Source organism: Aquamicrobium ahrensii, assembly GCF_040545755.1.
GTDB lineage: Bacteria > Pseudomonadota > Alphaproteobacteria > Rhizobiales > Rhizobiaceae > Mesorhizobium > Mesorhizobium ahrensii.
This window is the reverse complement of the sequence record NZ_JBEPMN010000001.1, coordinates 283132-301690: the sequence shown is the minus strand read 5'-3', so window position 1 is coordinate 301690 and position 18559 is coordinate 283132. Positions and strand designations below refer to the sequence as shown.

General features: G+C 60.1%; 20 protein-coding genes and 1 tRNA gene. 4 read left to right on the top strand and 17 right to left on the bottom strand.

What is annotated here, in order from left to right:
• Positions 1-76 precede the first annotated feature (76 nt).
• The 3 genes from gpt to ABID44_RS01490 all read right to left on the bottom strand — a co-directional run bounded on the left by gpt (position 77) and on the right by ABID44_RS01490 (position 2331).
• Positions 77-574 (bottom strand): xanthine phosphoribosyltransferase, encoded by a 498-nt coding sequence (gene gpt, locus ABID44_RS01500; RefSeq protein ID WP_354149908.1) that lies wholly within the window; start codon positions 572-574, stop codon positions 77-79.
• A 112-nt stretch (positions 575-686) separates the two neighbouring features.
• Positions 687-1520 carry a universal stress protein gene (locus ABID44_RS01495; protein ID WP_354149907.1) on the bottom strand — a complete coding sequence of 278 codons (834 nt, stop codon included), beginning with the start codon at positions 1518-1520 and terminating at the stop codon, positions 687-689.
• A 70-nt stretch (positions 1521-1590) separates the two neighbouring features.
• Positions 1591-2331: a competence/damage-inducible protein A gene (locus ABID44_RS01490; RefSeq protein WP_354149906.1), complete on the bottom strand. Its 741-nt coding sequence runs from the start codon at positions 2329-2331 to the stop codon at positions 1591-1593.
• A 186-nt stretch (positions 2332-2517) separates the two neighbouring features.
• On the opposite strand from ABID44_RS01490, the gene wrbA reads away from it, so the two are divergent.
• Positions 2518-3117 (top strand): NAD(P)H:quinone oxidoreductase type IV, encoded by a 600-nt coding sequence (gene wrbA / locus ABID44_RS01485; protein ID WP_354149905.1) that lies wholly within the window; start codon positions 2518-2520, stop codon positions 3115-3117.
• Between the two features lie 83 nt (positions 3118-3200).
• Here the strand turns inward: wrbA and ABID44_RS01480 are convergent, their stop codons facing one another.
• Together ABID44_RS01480 and ABID44_RS01475 are read right to left on the bottom strand one after the other, a co-directional pair.
• Complete coding sequence (locus tag ABID44_RS01480; RefSeq protein ID WP_354149904.1) at positions 3201-3440, bottom strand: DUF2188 domain-containing protein; 240 nt, start codon at positions 3438-3440, stop codon at positions 3201-3203.
• 70 nt (positions 3441-3510) lie between these two features.
• Positions 3511-4611, bottom strand: a complete 1101-nt coding sequence (locus tag ABID44_RS01475) for an NADH:flavin oxidoreductase/NADH oxidase (RefSeq protein WP_354149903.1) — start codon at positions 4609-4611, stop codon at positions 3511-3513.
• A 334-nt stretch (positions 4612-4945) separates the two neighbouring features.
• Here ABID44_RS01475 and ABID44_RS01470 point away from each other — a divergent pair.
• Both ABID44_RS01470 and ABID44_RS01465 read left to right on the top strand, forming a co-directional pair.
• Positions 4946-5030: transfer RNA gene (locus ABID44_RS01470), tRNA-Leu, on the top strand.
• Positions 5031-5155: 125 nt separating this feature from the next.
• Positions 5156-6514 (top strand): site-specific integrase, encoded by a 1359-nt coding sequence (locus ABID44_RS01465; protein WP_354149902.1) that lies wholly within the window; start codon positions 5156-5158, stop codon positions 6512-6514.
• A gap of 8 nt (positions 6515-6522) precedes the next feature.
• Here ABID44_RS01465 and ABID44_RS01460 read toward each other — a convergent pair whose 3' ends face one another.
• From ABID44_RS01460 to ABID44_RS01445, 4 genes are all read right to left on the bottom strand, one after another.
• Positions 6523-7137, bottom strand: a complete 615-nt coding sequence (locus ABID44_RS01460; RefSeq protein ID WP_354149901.1) for a hypothetical protein — start codon at positions 7135-7137, stop codon at positions 6523-6525.
• Positions 7138-7318: 181 nt separating this feature from the next.
• The gene (locus tag ABID44_RS01455) at positions 7319-7714 is read right to left on the bottom strand and encodes a hypothetical protein (RefSeq protein WP_354149900.1); all 396 of its coding nucleotides are present in this window, start codon (positions 7712-7714) and stop codon (positions 7319-7321) included.
• A 179-nt stretch (positions 7715-7893) separates the two neighbouring features.
• Positions 7894-9777, bottom strand: a complete 1884-nt coding sequence (locus ABID44_RS01450; RefSeq protein WP_354149899.1) for a prohead protease/major capsid protein fusion protein — start codon at positions 9775-9777, stop codon at positions 7894-7896.
• Positions 9774-10184: a hypothetical protein gene (locus tag ABID44_RS01445; RefSeq protein ID WP_354149898.1), complete on the bottom strand. Its 411-nt coding sequence runs from the start codon at positions 10182-10184 to the stop codon at positions 9774-9776. Before ABID44_RS01445 ends, ABID44_RS01450 begins: the two co-directional genes overlap by 4 nt.
• A gap of 107 nt (positions 10185-10291) precedes the next feature.
• Here ABID44_RS01445 and ABID44_RS01440 point away from each other — a divergent pair, with 107 nt between their 5' ends.
• Entirely contained in the window at positions 10292-12619 is a 2328-nt protein-coding gene (locus ABID44_RS01440; RefSeq protein WP_354149897.1) for a phage tail tape measure protein, read from the top strand.
• A gap of 133 nt (positions 12620-12752) precedes the next feature.
• On the opposite strand, the gene ABID44_RS01435 is transcribed toward ABID44_RS01440, so the two are convergent.
• From ABID44_RS01435 to ABID44_RS01400, 8 genes are all read right to left on the bottom strand, one after another.
• The gene (locus ABID44_RS01435) at positions 12753-13256 is read right to left on the bottom strand and encodes a phage tail assembly protein (protein ID WP_354149896.1); all 504 of its coding nucleotides are present in this window, start codon (positions 13254-13256) and stop codon (positions 12753-12755) included.
• Positions 13257-13606: 350 nt separating this feature from the next.
• On the bottom strand, positions 13607-13864 hold the full coding sequence (locus ABID44_RS01430) for a hypothetical protein (RefSeq protein WP_354149895.1): 258 nt from the start codon (positions 13862-13864) through the stop codon (positions 13607-13609).
• The gene (locus ABID44_RS01425; RefSeq protein ID WP_354149894.1) at positions 13861-14115 is read right to left on the bottom strand and encodes a hypothetical protein; all 255 of its coding nucleotides are present in this window, start codon (positions 14113-14115) and stop codon (positions 13861-13863) included. Before ABID44_RS01425 ends, ABID44_RS01430 begins: the two co-directional genes overlap by 4 nt.
• The gene (locus tag ABID44_RS01420) at positions 14112-14393 is read right to left on the bottom strand and encodes a hypothetical protein (protein ID WP_354149893.1); all 282 of its coding nucleotides are present in this window, start codon (positions 14391-14393) and stop codon (positions 14112-14114) included. Before ABID44_RS01420 ends, ABID44_RS01425 begins: the two co-directional genes overlap by 4 nt.
• Positions 14386-15177 (bottom strand): hypothetical protein, encoded by a 792-nt coding sequence (locus ABID44_RS01415; RefSeq protein WP_354149892.1) that lies wholly within the window; start codon positions 15175-15177, stop codon positions 14386-14388. The genes ABID44_RS01420 and ABID44_RS01415 overlap by 8 nt, the downstream gene beginning before the upstream one ends.
• Complete coding sequence (locus ABID44_RS01410) at positions 15174-15407, bottom strand: hypothetical protein (RefSeq protein WP_354149891.1); 234 nt, start codon at positions 15405-15407, stop codon at positions 15174-15176. Before ABID44_RS01410 ends, ABID44_RS01415 begins: the two co-directional genes overlap by 4 nt.
• A gap of 578 nt (positions 15408-15985) precedes the next feature.
• Positions 15986-17206, bottom strand: a complete 1221-nt coding sequence (locus ABID44_RS01405; RefSeq protein WP_378226718.1) for an alpha/beta hydrolase — start codon at positions 17204-17206, stop codon at positions 15986-15988.
• Between the two features lie 67 nt (positions 17207-17273).
• Complete coding sequence (locus ABID44_RS01400; RefSeq protein ID WP_354149889.1) at positions 17274-18368, bottom strand: alpha/beta hydrolase; 1095 nt, start codon at positions 18366-18368, stop codon at positions 17274-17276.
• Positions 18369-18559: the final 191 nt, after the last annotated feature.

Below are 18559 nucleotides of genomic sequence, written 5' to 3'. Positions count from 1 at the left end.
AGCAGGCTACACTTTTCATGGTGTAGGGAAAGTAAATGGCGCGACCGAAGCCGACGAAGGCCCTGCTGTGGGAGCGTTATCTTACCTGGTCGTCTGCGATGGGCTTCTGGTAGGTGAAACCCATATCCCAGGGGAAGTAGATCCAGGTGTCCTGGCTGACCTCGGTGACGAAGGTGTCGACCAGCGGCCGGCCTTTCGGCTTGGCGTACATCGTGGCGAAATGAGCCTTTGGCAGCATGGCGCGCACGATACCCGCCGTCTTTCCTGTATCCGTCAGATCATCGATGATGAGGACCGACTCGCCGTCATTTTCCAGAAGCGCCGGGTTCACTTCCTTGAGAACCTCCAACTGCCCCTGCGAGGCGTAATCATGATAGGAGGCGACGCACACCGTCTCGATGATGCGGATGCCGAGTTCGCGCGAAATAACGGCCGCGGGGACCAGCCCCCCTCTGGTGATGCAGACAATGGCTTTCCATTTCTGGTTGGCGCCGGCAAGTCGCCACGCCAGCGCGCGCGCGTCACGGTGGAACTGATCCCACGATATGGGGAAAGCTTTGTCTGGCAGGGACATTCGGGCACACTCCGCTGGCGCGCGGTGGCGCGCAGATGACATGGAATGCGGGCGGAATTAGCCGGAAATGAACATGGTTGGCAAGTGGCCGCGCAGGGGCGCGACGATCCGCTCAACGCGACAGCAGGACGGTGACCGGCGCGGAACGAAGAATGGAGCGTGTGACTCCTCCAAAAAGGAACTCCCTCAGCCAGGAATGGCTGTACGCGCCAAGCACGAGAAGATCGGCGCCGCTGGCTGTCAGCCGCTCCTGAATCACGCCCTCAACCGAATGGCCGCGCGAGCTTTCGATGGACACTCCTACCGTTACCCCATGTCGCGCCAAAGCGGCGGCGATATGCGCCGCCGCCGCGTCGGGACTTTCATCGGCAGTGGAGGGCGGGTCGATCACCAATATGTCAGTCTGGTCGGCTTCGATAAGGAACGGCAGGGCGTCGAAGGTGGCCCGCGCGGCTTCCTTGCTGCCGTTCCAGGCGAGCAGAACGTGGCGGAACGATGAGGTGACAGAACCGGAATGCGGCACCATGAGAACAGGTCGTCCCGCCTCGTAGACAAGGCTTTCGACGTCGGCGCCGTCGTCGCTTTCCACATCGCGCTGGGCGGCGACGATCAGGTCTGCGGCGCGGATACTCGGCATACCTGTCAGCGTGCCGTCACCGGAGAAGCTTTCCAGGGTGCGCCATTCGAAGGAAAGACCCGCCTGGTCGGCCTGGTCGTTGAAGGAGCCGCGAAGCTTCAGCGTCGTTTCCTTGTTTAGTTCAGTGGAAACCTGAATGAAGTCGGTGTCGGGAAAGCCCACAGCCGCCGTATAGGGCACCGGCAGAACTTCGGCATGAATACCAACCAGATGCGCTTCAAGGCGAGCGGCAAGCGGGATGGCGCAATCGAGCACCCTCGGGAACTCCTGCTCGCCCTGCAATATGGCGGCGATCGTTTTGAACGACATGGCCTGACCTTTTCGACAAGGAATTGGCCGATACAAACGCGGCGAACCGGTTTCCGGTTCCATTCTGACTTCAGTTCATCGCACCGAGTTCGCTGACCATGGATTCGACGTCCTTTCGCGCGGCCTCCAGCGCATCCTGCGAGCGGGCGCGCACCACCAGTTCGGTCCAGAACTTGCCCTCGCCGAATTTCGGGTAGGAGCCGATGATTGTGTGCGGATGCGCCTTCTGGATTTCGGAAAGTGGACCGCCGATAACCCCCTCGCCAAGCGGGCATGGCACGGCTGCCGAAAGCATTTTCACCCCCGTTTTCAACGTGGGTACAACTTTGTCCAGCATGGCCTGAAAAACAGACGGAACCCCGGCCATGACGTGAACGTTGCCGACACGGAAACCGGGAGCGACCGAGACAGGGTTTTCGATATGCTCCGCACCGCGCGGCATTTTGGCCATACGTTTGCGGGCTTGGGTGAACTCCAGACCGCGTTTCGCATAATGCGCTTCCAGCAAGGCATAGGCGTTGTCGTCATACTCGCATGGCAGGTCAAACGCCTTGGCGACTGAATCGGCGGTTATATCGTCATGCGTCGGGCCTATGCCGCCGGAAGTGAAAACATATGTGTAGCGCGAGCGGACGGCGTTGAGCGCCGAAACGATTTCGTCCTCTTCGTCGGGCACGATCCGCACTTCCTTCAGGTCGATGCCGATGGCCGTCATGATGTCGGCGAGGTGGCCGATATTCTTGTCCTTGGTGCGTCCGGATAAAATCTCGTCACCTATGACAAGCATGGCGGCGGTGACGATTTCGGACATGAGCGACTCCTGTATCGATGTTTCAAGATTCAATACCGCGCCGCCGGCGAAGGCGCAAAGGGTGCTGAAACAGTGAACGGTGTGTCGGCTTTGCTGTGCTTTCCTGTGAACGAGAGCTACCCTAAATTCGCCTTGCTATTTCACGCGGGCAACATGCCCGCAGTCGCAACTGTGGAGATGATGAATATGGCGAAGGTGCTTGTCCTCTATTATTCGAGTTGGGGTCATATGGAGCAGATGGCGAAGGCCGCGGCCGAAGGCGCGCGGGAAGCCGGCGCCGAGGTGACTATAAAGCGGGTTCCCGAACTGGTGCCGCTGGAGGTGGCGAAGGCCGCGCACTACAAGCTCGATCAGGAGGCGCCGATTGCCGAGCCACTCGAACTTGAGAACTATGACGCCATCATCTTCGGCGTTTCCACCCGATATGGCGCGATGGCTTCGCAGTTGAAGAACTTCCTCGACCAGACCGGCCCGCTCTGGGCAAATGGCGCACTTGTCAACAAGGTTGCTTCGGTGATGGTGTCGACCGCGACGCAGCACGGCGGCGCCGAGATTGCGCTTCTGAGCACTCAGGCCTCGCTTCAGCATCACGGCATGATCATCGTGCCGCTCTCTTATGCCTATCAGGGTCAGATGGGCAATGACGTGGTTCGGGGCGGCGCGCCCTACGGCATGACCACAACCACGGAGGGCGACGGATCGCGCCAACCTTCGGCACAGGAACTGGAGGGCGCTCGCTTTCAGGGCAAGCGTGTGGCGGAAATCACCGCCAAACTTCACGGCTGAGGCCCGAACATTCGGCCAAATGGAGAAGGGCGGCCGCCGGCCGCTCTTTTTTATGGAACGAGCCCGCAGAAGCGGTGAAACGGCTATTCCGAAACTTCGGTCTCCGGCCTGTCCCGACCATCGGACAGTTCTTCATGCCATTTTCCGGAACTGTCCTCGTACTGGATGCCGTCCGAAGTCCCGGCTATCTGTTGTTCTTCGGCCGCGCGCTCGGCGGCTCTGGCTGCCGCCTCACGGCTTGGAAAAGTCTCCGAATAGGTTGAGCCAACCTGATAGGCCCACCCTCCGTCATGTTCCACGATTTTGTAGACGACCCTGGTCATCCCCGTTCTCCGCGTATCACCTGTTGGGATCATAGGGAAACGCCGGGAATGGCCATTGGTTGCCTTATCGTCAGGCGGAGACCACCCAATGCCGCATGGTGGTGACGGAGCGCTGCAACTGTGGCGCGGCCGGGATCTCCGCTCCCAGCGAAGCGGCGGCGCGCCAGCCCCAGCGGGGATCGGCAAGGAAGGCGCGGCCAAGCGCAACCATGTCCGCGCGGCCTTCGGCAATCACGTCTTCCGCCTGTTTCGGTTCGGTTATGAGTCCGACGGCGCGAACCGGTATGCCGGCTCCCTTGCGCACGGCTTCGGCCAGATGAACCTGATATAGCGGGCCGGATGGAATCTTCTGCAGGGGTGAATTGCCGCCACTGGAGCAGCAAATGTATGAAACGCCCTCTGCCTCGAGCGCGTTCGCCACCTTCACCGCCTCGTCGAGGTCGAAGCCTCCATCCACCCATTCCTTCACCGACAGGCGCATGCCCAGCATGAGCGTGGGGGCAGCCTTCCGCACGGCGCGTGTAACCTCCAGCGCAAATCGCATTCGGTTTTCCAGGGAGCCTCCCCAGTGATCCTCACGCCTGTTCGAGAGCGGCGACAGAAACTGGAAGATCAGATAGCCATGCGCGCCATGGAGTTCGATGAAATCGAAGCCTGCGCGTTCGGCCCTGTTCGCCGCCTTGGCGAAATGATCGACCACCTCGTGGATTTCGTCGTCCGTCAGCGCATGGGGCGTTTGCCAGCCATCGTCATAGGCAATGGCGGACGCCGATATGATCGGCCAGGGGTCCTCACCCTGTTGTAGCGGTCCACCTCCCTCCCACGGCCGCCGACATGAGGCCTTGCGGCCGGCGTGGGCGATCTGCACGCCGAACTTCGTGCCGGGCGCTGCAACGCGTCTGGCGGCGTCCAGAGCCCGTCTGGCGGCCGCTTCGTTGGCGTCCGTATAAAGTCCCATGCAGCCATGGCTGATGCGCCCGCGCCGTTCCACATTCGTCATCTCAACCGTGACCATGCCCGCGCCCGACATGGCAAGGTTCATCCAGTGCTGGAGATGCCAGTCCGTGGCGCATCCGTCATTGGCCGAATACTGGCACATGGGCGCCACGGCAATGCGGTTGGGCAAATCGAGATTGCCGAGCGTGATGGGCTGGAAAAGAGCGGCTGTCATGAAAGGCTCCGGGGAATGTCTGGATTTTCCGGGCTTGCGGCGGACCGCCGAGGTTCCTGAGGCGCAAAGCACGATTTTGTAAGTTCTTCGACGAATGGATGGGACAGGTTCTCGCCAAACAGGAGAAGATTGATCAGGAGGCGCAGCAACAGTCAACTGCCTGGCCCGCCGCAAGCCGGGCGAAACCTGCTGTGGTGTCTTATCGACAATCATGACAGTCATCACGGTCATAATGTCGAGCGAAGGCAGCCGGCGTCAGGATTTGGCCACGCCAACAGATTAGTTGCGCAACGCCAGTTGACGAATACCGAATAAGTCGTGAGAAACGGCACGCGCGGACGTGGCGGAACTGGTAGACGCAAGGGACTTAAAATCCCTCGGAGCGATCCGTACGGGTTCGATTCCCGTCGTCCGCACCATGTAATTATTCCCAGATTACTGAAATTATTGATTATTTTCGATCCGCTTTGATCCATCTGTTGTCAGATTGGAAAATTCGTGACACAAAATGTGCCGCATATTGAGACGCAGTGGGGCGGGTACGATGGCGAAGCGGCGAGGGAGGAATCATCAGGATCGCTTCATCATTCTTCGGGGCGGTCTGTATCAATACCGCCGTCGGGTGCCAACCGAACTCCTGCCGCTTGACAAGCGTTCGCCGGAGGTTCGCATATCGCTGAAGACTGCCGATTTGGCCAAGGCTCGAGCCCTCCGCGACCGCTATGAACAGGCCGATAACGAATTGTGGGCAAGCCTTCTAGCTGAAGAGGGCGACGACCCTTGGGCTAAGCTCGAGGTGGCACAGCGGCTCGTAAGGGCTATGGGGTTTGATTACAGGCCTTTGCACAAGCTGGCGGAGGGGCCGCTGGAAGACATCATGCAGCGCATCGAAGCATTGGGATCAGATGCTTCGAAGCCGGTTGTGTCGGCGGTCTTGGGCGCTGTGGAACAGCCTCTGGTGACGATTAGGAAAGCATTCGACATCTATGTCGAGAAGATCGCACCCCACGAAATCGCTGGAAAAAGTGCGACGCAAAAACATCGCTGGAAAAACAGCAAATTGCGTTCAGTAATTCACTTTATAGAAGTGATCGGAAACCTCGATATCCAGGCAATTACCCGCGCCGATGCCCGCAAATATTACGACTTCTGGATGGGGCGAATAGCGCCGAAAGAGGGGTCGCCGACGCATAGCCCCGATATTGGCAACCGACGCTTGGGAGACATAGCTGGCCTCTATGAGGCATACTTCGAGCATCTGGGCGAGGGCGATCGACCCAATCCCTTCGACAGACTCCGGTTTAAGCGAAAGAGCATGAAAAGGCGGAAGCGCCCGCCGTTCTCACACAAATGGATTACCGACAAGCTGCTGGCGCCGGGCGCGCTGGCCAGCATGAACGCTTCAGCCCGCGCCATCTTCCTCGTGGCGGCCAACACAGGAGCCCGGCTGAGCGAGGTGGCGAACCTCGTGCCTGAGCGCATTGTTCTCGACCACGACGTGCCTCATATCAAGATCGAGCCCGACGAAGACCCGGAAGATCCGAGAGAAATCAAAACGGAAACCTCCATCCGCGCGATCCCACTTGTCGGCATGGCTCTGGACGCCATGAAGAAATTTCCCAATGGCTTCGACCGGTATCGGGACAAGGGGAACAGCCTTTCAGCCGCGGTCAATAAGTACCTAAAGGAAAACAAGCTGTTGGAGACGGATCGGCACAGCTTCTATTCGCTGCGTCACAGCTTCGAGGACCGCATGAAGAATGCCAAGGTCGACTCCGAACTACGCAAGATCCTTATGGGCCATTCACTTGACCGGCCGGATTATGGGGAGGGCGGCTCGTTGAAGCTACGGCAGGAAACTATGGAGACGGTGGCGCTGCCGTATGATCCATCGATCGTTTGAAACCTCGCCTAGAAGAGCCGTTTCCACAACGGCAGACGTGCGCGCACTATTGGAATGCAGATGTTTTCCATCGCCGGTATGGCCTTCCGCAACAACGGGCCGATCTTGTCCTCGTTCGCTGGTGCTGCCCACAATGCCGCACTGAACGACCTCCGCAACTCTGCGTCCGCACTATCCGTGCCGTTGAGGTCCATTTCGTAGCGAACGGATGCCGCAGAGGTAAATTCACGCACAGCTTGATGTAACAGATCGAAAGGCTCTGCCGCAGCGTCACCAAAAAGGGCGCGCATTCGGAACTTCAAAGCAAATAGCTCTGACCAGAACTCGCGCTGCTTTTGCCAGCGGGCGAGCGGCACATAAAGCGAATCTCGATGATCGCGCTCAGCTTTGGTTTCACCTTCTGGTTTTGGCCTATCTGCCGATTCAATTGACGGGTAGGCGAACCCAGACCGCAGTTCCGCCATCATCTGTTCGGCTTTGTAGAACTGCTCGATCACGGTTTGACACAGTTCGATGTCTCGCCGGCCGGTCATCTCGTTTTTCCATGCACGCAAGCCTGAAAGGGCGACATAGCAGCCGATGCCCGTTGCGATAATGGTCGCTATCGATTGTATTGTTCCCAACACTCTGCCCCCGGAATCATAAGCCCGGCGGATAATCTATGCGGAAATGGGTGGCGTGTCGCATGAGCCCGAGTAGTATCCGACTCACAGCCGACCGCCTGCTCCCGCTGGCAATTTCCGGATGTTGGGTAGCCGGAAGGACTCAACGCGATTCCTGAGCAGGCTGTGGGCGAATGGCGGGCTATCGCAGCTCGACCAGGACAAGCATAATGCGCGCCATGCCGTCGGGCTGAACGCTGACGATCTCGAACTTGCGCAAATCGTCAAGCTGGATTCGGTCATGCTGCCGAGCTTCGGCCGCCTGCGGGTAACGGTGCCTGTCGACGGAAAGCTCGACATGGTTGCCGACGCGGAGAGTCTGGAAGTCGTTTCCGGTGCGGTCGCGCTTACCGGTCTCGATGGCGTCATAGACCGGTTGCTCTTCCAGGATGCCTTTGCCGTGCCAAGTCGGCCGCTCGGGGTCAGGACCAGGACGGCCGTTCGGGGTGCTGCGGGCCGGGTGAACCTCGAACCGGACGGAAAAGCTACGGTCGATTACGCGGCTCGCGATGCGATCCAAGCGGTCGAAAATCGACATGGTGGGGACTCCTCCTGGTGAATGCCCCGGACCGGCTCGTGGTCCGGTCCGGGGGCTTTGTGTCCGCGCCTCTCATCCGGTGGAGCCGGAAGGCGGACAGGGGGCCGATTGTTTCATGAGCCAAGATCGGCGGCTCGGCGCTCCCCGCCGCGCGAACAGCGGGGAGTCTCGTGCCGGCCTTATTCTTCAGGCCCTGAGGTGTCGCCGGCATTCTTGTAGGCGTAGCGATAATCGGTGATTCCGACGCCGAAGGAGTGCGCGATGGTGAACTCCACGCCCTCGATGCGGAATCCGATCTGCTCCGCCGTGGTCGGCGTCTCGTGGCCAAGCAGGTGCAGGTAGTGGATGCCGCGGCCCATTGCCTGGTTGATGTCGGCGAACAGGAACCACGCCTTGCCGCCGGGAATGTCGTCCAGTCGCGGCTCGTATACTGGCACCAGCGATTTGATCGCCTGGGGAACGACATCGTCAGTTTTCGTGGCCACGAGATTTCCGGTGATCAGCTTCTGAGCCACGATTTCAAGATCCGTGCCGACAAAGAGGTACTTCGGCGCGATATTGATCGGCCGGCGATCGATGTCCTTTTGCTGGCGGAAGGCTTTTCGCGCCGCAACAAGGGCGGACTCGTCGAGCGCGGTGCCAGGTGTGGTCAGGTTGTTGTGATCCGCGTGGAACAGCGGCTTGCCGTCCTTCAGCACAAGGCTGTCGCCGATGACGGCGCCCCATACGATGTCGCCCTCGAGCTTGGCGACCTTTAGGCCCCAATTGCGCACCACGTCCATGAAGGCGTCGAGTCGGTCGTTGACCAGCATTTCATGGGTGAAGCCGATGCTCCGCCCATAGCGCTGGAGCTTCATGCCTTCTTCGCTCTCGCGGATCGTGCCAGCCTTGAACTCTCCGTGCTCGTTCTTCAGAAGCAGGTCCGGGGCCGAGCCGATGTCGATCACCTTGGTCTCGCGGTAGTCGCTGAGAACCTTGCGGCTCGCAATGAGCTGGAAGGTGTTCTCGTAGGCGCTGTAGGCAGACAGGACGACCTGGTTGGTGATGTCCTGAAGGATAATCGGGAAGTCGCTGGAGCTGTGCATGGCACGGCTGGCGACGTCATGAACCGAGCCGCGCGTGCTTTCACCACGAAAGCGCATCACTTCCTTGACGATGTCCATCGTCGGCATGCCGCGCCATTCGCGAGCACCATCCTCGAGCTTGTCGACGAGGCCGCTGCGGTGAAGGATCGCGTTGGCAACCATGCGGCGCAGGGTCTCCTGAGAGTCTTGCATGCCACGGGTCTCCACATGCGGGAAGGTCGGGGACTGGTTCTGGCGCTCGATCATCTTGTCGAAGGCTCTGGCGCGGAAAGATTCGACGGGCTCGCCGCTGTCGATAGCCGCGTCCATTTCATCCTCGGCCATGTTCATGGAGCGGGCCAGGTCGCGAATATCTTTCACGCGGCGGCGCTCGGCGATCAGGTTTGCAGGGCGCTGATGCTGCTGGCGCTGCTGCTCGGGAGGGGTGTTGTCTTCGGGCATGTCCTGTTCCTTTCTGGAAACCGCGCCGGGATCGGCGGGAACGGCGACGACGGACAGTTCCATCGGTTCCCAGTCGATGGCGCGAATGGTTGGAAGTGTGTCGGCTCCACCTTCCGTCTTTTCGTACCTGTGGATCTTGTAGCCGACCGAAATGTTGATCGGGTGGCCGTCCTCAAGGTCGCGAAGGATGGATTCGGCCTTGGCGTTGCGGGAAAGACGAAGGGTTGCCGTCGCTTTGCCGCTCTCGAATTTGACGCTGCCGGGCACAACGGTGCCAAGCCGCGCGTCCATGGATTGCTCGTGGCCGTCAAGCAGGGACATGGCTTCGAACCGGTCGAGCCGGATGGACTTCCGGTCCACCGCCAGCTCTTCCATGTAGTACCCCTCGTCCCAAGAGTACCGCTTCACGGCTGCGCCGGTCGTCCATACAACTTTGATGGTGCGGGCCTCGGCATTGAGCGAACCGGTGCCGGCGGTGACGGCCGCGCTGCGGGTCTGCACGTCCTGCACGCTGCGCCCCTGAGTTCTGGCGGTCATGCGGCGCTCCTGTTTTTGATCCGGTTAAGCTCGGCTCGCGCTGCGGCGACCACATTGTGCATCGGCAAAATCAGGCTGACCGGATGCGAGTCGATGATGCTTTGGAGGCGGTGTGCCTTCAGCGCTGAAAGCTGCACCTCGTCGTCGTCCTCGTTGTGTATGCAGAAGGCAATCCAGCATCGGCGCTCGGGATCTGCGGACAGGTAGCTGACTTCGGATGCGAACTTGACCAGGAGTTCCACGGCGACCGATGTCGTGAAGCCTGCCGCCATGACTTCCGGAACGGCCAGAATTTTCAAGGCGTCCAGGTCGGACAGTGGCAACCGCTCGCGATAGAGCGCGCGCGCCAGTCGGGAAATTTGCATCTCCGACGTGCCCATCGTTCGGGCGATTTCAGCTTGCGTCACGGGCCTCATACATTCGATCCACTGATTTGAAGAGCCTCACACATTCACAAAATTGATGTTAGATATATGTCAGGGCTTTTGAGTCAGGCAAATGCGAGGGAAGCATCATGGCATCGTTGAGAACGGCAGCGCTTAGGCTGCAACTTGTTGATCAGGTGACGAAGCCGGCCGGCCTGGTCGGGCGGGCGCTCCATGGCGTCGAAAATCGGATCAAGGCATTCGATGCGTCTATCGCCAGGACTCGTGGCCAGTTCTTCGGCGCGGCTGGTGCTGCGGCTGCGGCCGGCGCTGCACTTGCCATGCCGATCCGGCGCGCGATGGAATTTGAAAACGCGATGGCCGACATTCGCAAGGTCGTTGACTTCGAGTCGCCGGAAGCCTTCCGGAAGATGTCGGCCGACATCCTCGAGTTGTCGCGGCGCCTGCCAATGACGGCGGAAGGCATCGCGGCCATTGTCGCGGCGGCTGGGCAATCGGGCCTTGAGAACGACGAACTGCTCGAGTTTGCCGAAATGGCGGCGAAGGTCGGCGTTGCCTGGGAGACGTCAGCGGCCGAAGCCGGCGAAGCTCTGGCGAAGCTGAAAACGGCGCTCGGGCTTACGGTGGCGGAAACCGACTCGTTGGCCGATGCGATCAATCACCTGGGCAACAACTCTGCGGGCAGTGCATCCGACATTCTGAACTTCACGCGGCGGGTTGCGCCAATGGCCGGGGCCTTCGGGCTCAGTGCGGACCAGGCGGCGGCATTCGGTGCGGCGATGATCGGCTCGGGCTTCGAGGCGGAAGTTGCTGCGACGTCGTTCACGAACATGGGCCATGCCCTGACTAGAGGTGCCCGTGCCACCAAACGGCAGCGGTCGGCCATGGCTGAACTCGGGCTTGAATCGTCGGCGGTGGCGAAGGCCATACAGACGGACGCGCTGGGAACGATCAACGATGTTCTCGCCCGGCTGCGGGCCGCGCCTGCGCACATGCGGGCCTCGCTCATGTCGGACATTTTCGGCGACGAAGCGCGGGCTCTGGGGCCGCTCCTGGAGAACGCGGGATTGCTCGGCCAGGTGCTGGACATGGTGGCCGACAAGTCTCGCTATGCCGGGTCTGCACAGGCTGAGTATGATGAGCGGGCGAAGACAACGGCGAACTCGCTCCAGCTCCTGCGCAACAAGATCACAGCTGCGGGAATCGCCTTTGGCGACGTGCTGCTGCCTTCGATCAACAGCGGTGCGGCTGCTCTCGGGCCGCTGGTCGACTCTATCGGGCGGTTTGTCGCGACTCACCCTGGGCTGGTCAAGGCGGCTGTGGCCGTGACGGGTGGCCTGCTCGGGCTGCGGGTGGCGGCGCTGGGCGGGAAGCTCGCTTTCCTCCTGCTCGGAAAGCAGGCGCTTGTCGCGGCCGGCGGGCTGCTGGAGCTGGCAGGGTGGGCACAGAACGCGGCGGGCGGTGCGGTCGCGTTGCAAACGGCGCTGGGTGCGATGGAAGGCCAGAAGCTCACGGGCCTGCAAAAGCTCACAACGGGCTTCCGTGGCATCGTGACGGCACTTCCCGGCCTCGGGCTGGTTAAAGGTGCGTTGGCTGCTATCGGCAGTGTGCTGGCCGGCATATCGGCTCCGGTGGCCATCGTCGTGGGCGGACTCGTCGCCGGCGGGCTTGCGCTCTGGAAATATTGGGATCGTGTCGGTTCGGTTTTTGCCGGCGTCGGTCGCGCCATAAGTGAACAGCTCGCACCAGCACTTGAAGCGGTGCGGCCTGTGCTGGATTGGTTGGCGCCGGTGGGCGATGTCATCGCCTCGGGCTGGCGCTCTGCCATGGACGCGTTGTCATCATTTGGCGGTTGGATCAAATCATTTTTCAGCCGGGAAGTCCTGTCGGACTCGGAAAAGGCGGCCTGGGCGGACTCGGGCTATCAGGTTGCAACCGCGATGATTGAATCGGTCAAGGCGAAGGTCGGTGAATTGGTCGACTGGTTCAAGTCGCTGCCGTCGAGGATCGTTGCCGCAATCGGCCGGATAGATCTGGGAAGCATGATCAAGTGGCCATCGCTGCCATCATGGCTTGGTGGCGGCGCTCCGGCTGCTGCCTCCCCTCCTACGCCAGATGGAACGCGGGCCTCGGGCGGACCGGTGAATGCGGGCATGCTTTACAAGGTAGGCGAACGCGGGACTGAGCTTTTTCAGCCATCGCGCAGCGGAACGATCATCCCGAATGACCGAATCCAAGATTCGACGGGCGGAAGTGCTCCCGCACGTGGCTCGGCAGTCACAGTGCATGCTCCAATTAATCTGACCTTCAACGGCGTCACTCTCGAGCAGGCGATAGCTGCCGCCAAGAAGGCGGGGCAGGACTCTGTGGACGCCTTCACAAGGCAGCTCGACGCCAGCCTGAGCCGTTCTTCCCAGATCCAGTTTGGCGGCATTGGACTGTATGGAAACTACTGACGACCAAAGGGGCGCTACTGCGCCCCCTCGGATCGAGCTTTCAGGATCGATGCGGCCTCGTCGTGCCACGCGATCAGTTCGCAAAACTCCATGTCGACAAGCTCGGCATGGGTGAAATGCAAGACGTGCGCGACTATTGAGGCGTAGCCTCGCCAGTGGCGGAAGCTTGCGCGGCCTCCGCCAATATGGCACGGGGCAAAAAATCGCGGCACGCCTCATTGAGCGTTGCGAAATCGTCGGCGTCCAGGCTGTCGATAACCCCCAAGGCAAGGCCGGTCATCATGCTAATGAGGTAGCTGTTTTCGTCGGTGCCTGCCGGCATTTCTGCCAACGCGCGGAAGTTACGGCCGGTCAGACGACGAATCTCGACCTTGTCGAGCACCGTACCGCCTCGGAGTTCGAGCGGCCATTCCAGCGTGACGACTTTCACGCGGTCGGCTGTTTTTAGAAAGTTTGCTACGGGTATTGGCACGGGCCCTTCATCAGTTAGGACGAAGGTTGCCTCTGATTTCGACTCTATTGCTGGTGTCGATGTTGCTGCGACCATGGATGCTCGCTTCTCGTCTGCGACCATGAATGCTCGCTTCTCGAATGCGGCAATCTCATCGGCGGTCAGGGATTTCGTAACTTGGTTCATAGCTGAGTTCCTTTTTATGCGGCCTTGCGGCCGATATGCGCGCAGTGGGAAAGATACGTTCTGACGGTACGAAGGACGTTCCACTGGTCGCGTCCGACTCTTCCTTCGAGCCAGCCCTCGGCAGCGAGTTGCTGAAGCCGGCGCGGCGTCAGGCTGACGATGGCCGCCATGTCGGCGGTGCTGGTGGTAGTTTCGTGATCAATCGCGGTTTGCTCATCTGGTGCCTTTCTGGCTTGAAACGGAATCGGAACCGTAGTTTCAAATCAACTAAAACCGCTCAAATCGTGCGCTGCCGCCGACCCGCGGCCGGCCGGCCCCCCTCCTGGAAGAACCTAGAGGCCGGCCCTCCCTCATGGCGTAGCCTTCGGCGTCGGCCCGATGTAGGGCAGGCAATCGGGATCCTCTCGTGCACGGCGCCGTGCCTGCTCCATGAATGCCTTGGCGGTCGCTGCTTCGGTGAAAAGCTGCCCTCCAACAGGCTCGCCGTTGACGGTGACCAGGATGGCGTACAGCTCTACTGGATACTCAGACTGGACGAAGACGTCGCCTTCGTACCAACCCTCTTGCTGCACCACGCGAGGGGTGAAGGTGGTTATGGCGCGGCTCAATGGGCCCTCCCGCTTCCGCTGGCCGCCATTGTGTCCACAGCATCCACCAGTCGCTTCGTGGCTTCGACGGCTTCGGCTTGGGTGTCGAACCTCGATATGATTTCGATCTCGGTTCCCGTCCGGTGTGCGACAAGAAACACGGTGGCCGGCCGGTCTACCGCGACCGACAGGACGCTGCCATCCTGCAACCGAAGGCCTTCGAAGGCGATTTGTGCTGGAAAAATTGCAAGGCTGTGGGTCTCTTCGCTCATGATCTGCCTCCCGCGGCAATCTTGTGAATGGGTTCGGTTCCAAATGCGGCGATCTGTTCAAGTGCCTCGAGCCGGGTTTTGATACGGGCAAGGTGCCTGTCGGCAATCTCCATAGCCTCAGCCAAGGGCGCCCCGCTCGCCACAGCGCCGTGGATGGCTGCCTTGTCGATCGCACGTAGGCGGTTGATACGGGACCGAGGCGCTCTCTCAAACAGGTCGGCCGCTTCCAGGCGGACGATTACCTCGGCGGTGACGGGGAAGGTCAGCATTTCAGCCATAAGCCTGCCTCCTTTCGTCCTCTCCATCATCGCGAATCTGAGACGTTGCGGCCGTCTTATACGCTTCAGAACTTGGCACTGTAGTAGATGAAAGAAACCCCTGCGTAGCAGGTTGAGGTTGTACCTTATGGTTAAGGGTCTCCGGTTCACGTACACATGTATGTACGTGGATCATAGACACATCGCCCTTTTTCCATTCGAGCGCATCGACACGTTTAAAGACCACTGAGCGCGCATCGCGGCCGCTTCCACCTTTCGTTTTCGGAGTCAGGATCTTTGCTGTGATTGCCTCGGGGCAATCGCGCGCTGCTATGCGCGTGATGGCACCAATATCGCTGAGTTGTTTTAGCCCTTCGGCAACGCCTTGGCGGTTCGTTTCTGACCAGCCTGCAAGGCGGGCAATAGTCTTCCAGGATGGCCATGCGTACGGGCTGGAGTCATTGAAATGCTGGAACAAAACGTTGGCGACCAAGACGCCTTTCAAGGTGACGGTCCCGCGTCCGGCCGCTTCTGTCACGGCAGCCAGCCATTCGAACCGCGTGGTTGCCTTCTTCGGCCGGGTGTTTCGAATGATCTCGGCCAGCTCACTACCTGAAATGCCGTTCTGCTGGCAGAACCGATCCGACTCCCATGCTTCAAAGTCGCGCTCGTCAAAGCCGGGCTGTGATCGCAGCGACTTGAAAGCTTCCTGCGCTTGCGTGTAGTTTGCGGACTGTCCCTTTATGTTATCCCCCTGCGCCCGGCTGCTACCGTGCGCGGGGTTTTTCTTGGCGGCGGCGGTCATGCCGCCTCCTGCACGATGACCGTGTGTGTTTGCGTGCCGTGAATGGCCATACAATCGGCCATGTCCACCACAATGCGCGCCAGCACTTCGATTCGCTGGATAGAAATCTGCGCACTCACAGGAACATCGCGGCGGCGTTTAACCCCTTCTGCAAGCTCAGCAATCATCGTTGCAAGCTCGTGGACATCGTCGATAGCCGTGAGACTTGTCTTGACTTCGCTCGGGTTCATCGTGCCGCCTCCTGCTGCCGGGCGTATGCTTCGAGCCAACTTGCCCGCCAGAAGCTGAGGCGTCCGACTTTTAAAGGCGGAGTGAGTTCTCCGCGCTTGACCAGCCGGTCGATCGTTGACTCGCAAAGGCCGCCAAGCCTGTTCCTAGCATCGCGCTTCCCGACAAGAGGGTCACGCTCGAGCGTGTTGGGTATTCCTTGAGTACTGGTCAATCGTTATCTCCGCTTAATACTGCGAAGACAATCTGAAGCCGTCTTTTGCTTTGATGCAAGCCCTCAAAAATGGAGCAAATCTCGAAATGAGACAAATAATACAGAGCGAATTGATGTATTGAGGCTCAATTCATCTTGTATTGAGGCTAAGTATTTGAGCGGACTTTGTGTTTGCCGGTTATCCACAGGCGAGGGATCGGCCAAGAATTATTTTCGCCTGGCCGGCAATACGAAGCGAATTGAGTGACTCAAATTGAGCGCAAACTGTGACACAAACCGGAAGCGCCGTAGGAAATTTGAGAATTAAATCATGACCTTAGAGATTAGTTTGATGCCCGTCGTCCGCACCACTGCAGCGTTTTCTGTTTATCCCCCGGCGGCTATCGACAGAACCTTGAACGGCGTCGTGATGACGATATCCGCCACTGAACCGACAGCCTGCCCGATATCCTTGCCGATGGTGCTCATAGGGCTTCCGAAATCACCGCTTTCCGCGGCCGAGAGACCGGCGTTCATTCGCAAACCTTCGCCCAGCAGTTCGACCAGGAACGGATTGTCCGCAAACTTGGCGTGGTTGAGTCTGTCGCCTGATCCGGCCTGGGTCAGATCGGCCACGGTGACGCCAAGGCTTGCGAGATCGGCGGCGTCGGTGTAGTCGCCCACGCGCGGCTTGTCGCCCGAAATGAAAGTCGAAAGCTGAAGCGCGCGGTCGTCATCGGACAAGAGGATGATGAACGGCTTGTCCGGCCTGCCATAGCGCTGCATCTGCTTCTTGAACACATCGACGTCGATGTCGGGGGAAGCCAGAATGACATTACCGAGCTTGCCGCCAAGATCGCGGTCCCCGGTGATGGCCAACTGGCGCAATGCCTCCATCGTCACCCAGGTGCCCATGGAGTGAGCGATGATATCGATGCTTTTCGCCTTGCTTCTGGCCAGCATTCTCAGCATCGCTTCCAGATCGTCGCGGGCCGCGTTGGCGCTTTCCTTGTCATAAAGATAACCGGTGGTCTTGGCCGCAGAAGCCCACGAGAACAGCACGGGCGTGCCCGCATATCTGGTGTCGTGAACGATCTGCGTGATGCGATAGACGCCGTCGTCGAAGCCATTGTTGAAGCCGTGCACGAAGACCAGAAGACGCTGACCTTCGTGGCGCACGACATCGGCGTTGATGGCTTGGGCGAATTGCTGCTGCTCCTTGAAGAAGCTCACGCGCCGGGCGCTGAAATGCTTTGCCGGATCGGCCTGGGCGCGCCCCTTCGCACGTTCAATCTTGCCGGTCTCGTGGACCTTTGGGACCGTTATGTCGACGGACGCATAGGCGATGTTGGGCGAGCGGTCGCCGCCATAGACGATGCGCGGCTGCTCTGTGGACTGGCGGCGGGTGGTGGCGACGAAGATGTCGTGCTCGGCTGAAATATCGGCGGGATTGGCTGGAAAAGACGACACATTGAGCAGTTCGTGACGTCCGGGGCTGGCGCATCCGGCAATCAGTACGGCAAATGCTATAGCGAACAGAGCCTTGAAGCGCACGGTACCATTGCTCCTGAATCCCGTTCCAGAGGCAGCGCACGCGCCGCTTGGCATCAGCAACCGAATATAGGCAGAAACCGGCCGGGTCGAGTCCCGCCGGTTGGGCGCAGGGCCATCGCTGTCACAGCCCCGCGCTGGCCTGCTGGGTCACCAGCCTGATTCGATCGGTGATTTCACGATCGCTGGCGAACCCGTCATCCTCGCGCAAGCGCTGGCCCAGCATGCGCACCATCGCCGGGTTGTCGGCGAATTTGGTGTGGTTGAAAGAGTCTGCGCCCTTTGCAGTCGACAGATCCACGACGGTCACGCCATAGTCGGCCAGTTCCTTGCCGGCGTCAGCATAGTCGCCCACACGCGGACGCGAGCCGGCGATCATCCCGGACAGCCGCAACGCCCTGTCGTCCTTGGAAAGAAGCAGGATGAACGGCTTTTCCGGCTTGCCATAGCGACGCATCTGGCTCTTGAACACATCGACATCGATGTCCGGCGACGCCAGCACCACATCTCCCAGCTTGCCGCCAAGGTCGCGGTCGCCGGTGATGGCGAGCTGGCGCAACGCTTCCATCGTCACCCATGTTCCCATGGAATGCGCCACGACATCGATGCGCCGCGCACCACCCTGGGCCAGCAGGCGCAGCGTGACCTCGAGCTGGTCGCGGGCGACGCTGGCGCTTTCCTTGTCATAGACATAGCTGGTGGTCGAGCCGCCGGACGCCCAGGAAAACAGCACCGGCGTGCCGGGATAACCGGAATCGTGCGCGATCTGCGTGGCGCGGTAGACGCCCGCATCGAAGCCGGTGTTGTAGCCGTGAACGAAGACCATGACGCGGCCGCCGCGGGCGGCGACATCGGCGTTCAGCGCCTGCGAGAACTGTGGCCCCGTATCATAGCCCACCGCTTCGGAAGCCATGAAGTATCTGGACGGATCGTCGGACTTGCCGCGCTTGCGCCGTTCGATCTGCCCCACCTTGTGCTCGCGCGGGACGGTCACATTGACGCGCGCGTAGTTGAGGGTGCTCGATCTCTCGCCTTCGAAGACCTTGGAGGGATCGTTGGAGCGCTTGCGCGTGGAAGCGATGAAAATCGAGTGGTTGCCGGCAATATCGGTCACCGACACCGGCATGCGCGCGCTGCCGAGGATTTCATCGGTCCTGTTGGAGGTGCAGCCGGCGACCGCCAGCGCAAGCACTATGGCAAGCAGGGTCTTCAAATTCACTTTGGTTTTCCGTCAGCATTCGGCGGCAGGGGAGGTGTTCCTTTGCCCGCCAGCTACTCCTCCACCCGCAGAGTGCGGCGGAAGTAAGTCAATGCCTGCATTGGCGAATGCGTTGTCCGTTTACGACAGCTTCAGTGTTGCCAAAAAGCCAAATTCGCGGCAGGAACACATGCTCATTCACGACATCGGGA

What these genes read in the sequence shown, in the direction of transcription:
- ABID44_RS01490 (WP_354149906.1), bottom strand. Translation starts at nt 2,331, where the DNA reads ATGTCCGAAATCGTCACCGCCGCCATGCTTGTCATAGGTGACGAGATT.
- ABID44_RS01495 (WP_354149907.1), bottom strand. Translation starts at nt 1,520, where the DNA reads ATGTCGTTCAAAACGATCGCCGCCATATTGCAGGGCGAGCAGGAGTTC.
- ABID44_RS01435 (WP_354149896.1), bottom strand. Translation starts at nt 13,256, where the DNA reads ATGAACCAAGTTACGAAATCCCTGACCGCCGATGAGATTGCCGCATTC.
- gpt (WP_354149908.1), bottom strand. Translation starts at nt 574, where the DNA reads ATGTCCCTGCCAGACAAAGCTTTCCCCATATCGTGGGATCAGTTCCAC.
- wrbA (WP_354149905.1), top strand. Translation starts at nt 2,518, where the DNA reads ATGGCGAAGGTGCTTGTCCTCTATTATTCGAGTTGGGGTCATATGGAG.
- ABID44_RS01440 (WP_354149897.1), top strand. Translation starts at nt 10,292, where the DNA reads ATGGCATCGTTGAGAACGGCAGCGCTTAGGCTGCAACTTGTTGATCAG.
- ABID44_RS01480 (WP_354149904.1), bottom strand. Translation starts at nt 3,440, where the DNA reads ATGACCAGGGTCGTCTACAAAATCGTGGAACATGACGGAGGGTGGGCC.
- ABID44_RS01450 (WP_354149899.1), bottom strand. Translation starts at nt 9,777, where the DNA reads ATGACCGCCAGAACTCAGGGGCGCAGCGTGCAGGACGTGCAGACCCGC.
- ABID44_RS01425 (WP_354149894.1), bottom strand. Translation starts at nt 14,115, where the DNA reads ATGAGCGAAGAGACCCACAGCCTTGCAATTTTTCCAGCACAAATCGCC.
- ABID44_RS01465 (WP_354149902.1), top strand. Translation starts at nt 5,156, where the DNA reads ATGGCGAAGCGGCGAGGGAGGAATCATCAGGATCGCTTCATCATTCTT.
- ABID44_RS01475 (WP_354149903.1), bottom strand. Translation starts at nt 4,611, where the DNA reads ATGACAGCCGCTCTTTTCCAGCCCATCACGCTCGGCAATCTCGATTTG.
- ABID44_RS01420 (WP_354149893.1), bottom strand. Translation starts at nt 14,393, where the DNA reads ATGGCTGAAATGCTGACCTTCCCCGTCACCGCCGAGGTAATCGTCCGC.
- ABID44_RS01455 (WP_354149900.1), bottom strand. Translation starts at nt 7,714, where the DNA reads ATGTCGATTTTCGACCGCTTGGATCGCATCGCGAGCCGCGTAATCGAC.
- ABID44_RS01405 (WP_378226718.1), bottom strand. Translation starts at nt 17,206, where the DNA reads ATGCCAAGCGGCGCGTGCGCTGCCTCTGGAACGGGATTCAGGAGCAAT.
- ABID44_RS01415 (WP_354149892.1), bottom strand. Translation starts at nt 15,177, where the DNA reads ATGACCGCCGCCGCCAAGAAAAACCCCGCGCACGGTAGCAGCCGGGCG.
- ABID44_RS01410 (WP_354149891.1), bottom strand. Translation starts at nt 15,407, where the DNA reads ATGAACCCGAGCGAAGTCAAGACAAGTCTCACGGCTATCGACGATGTC.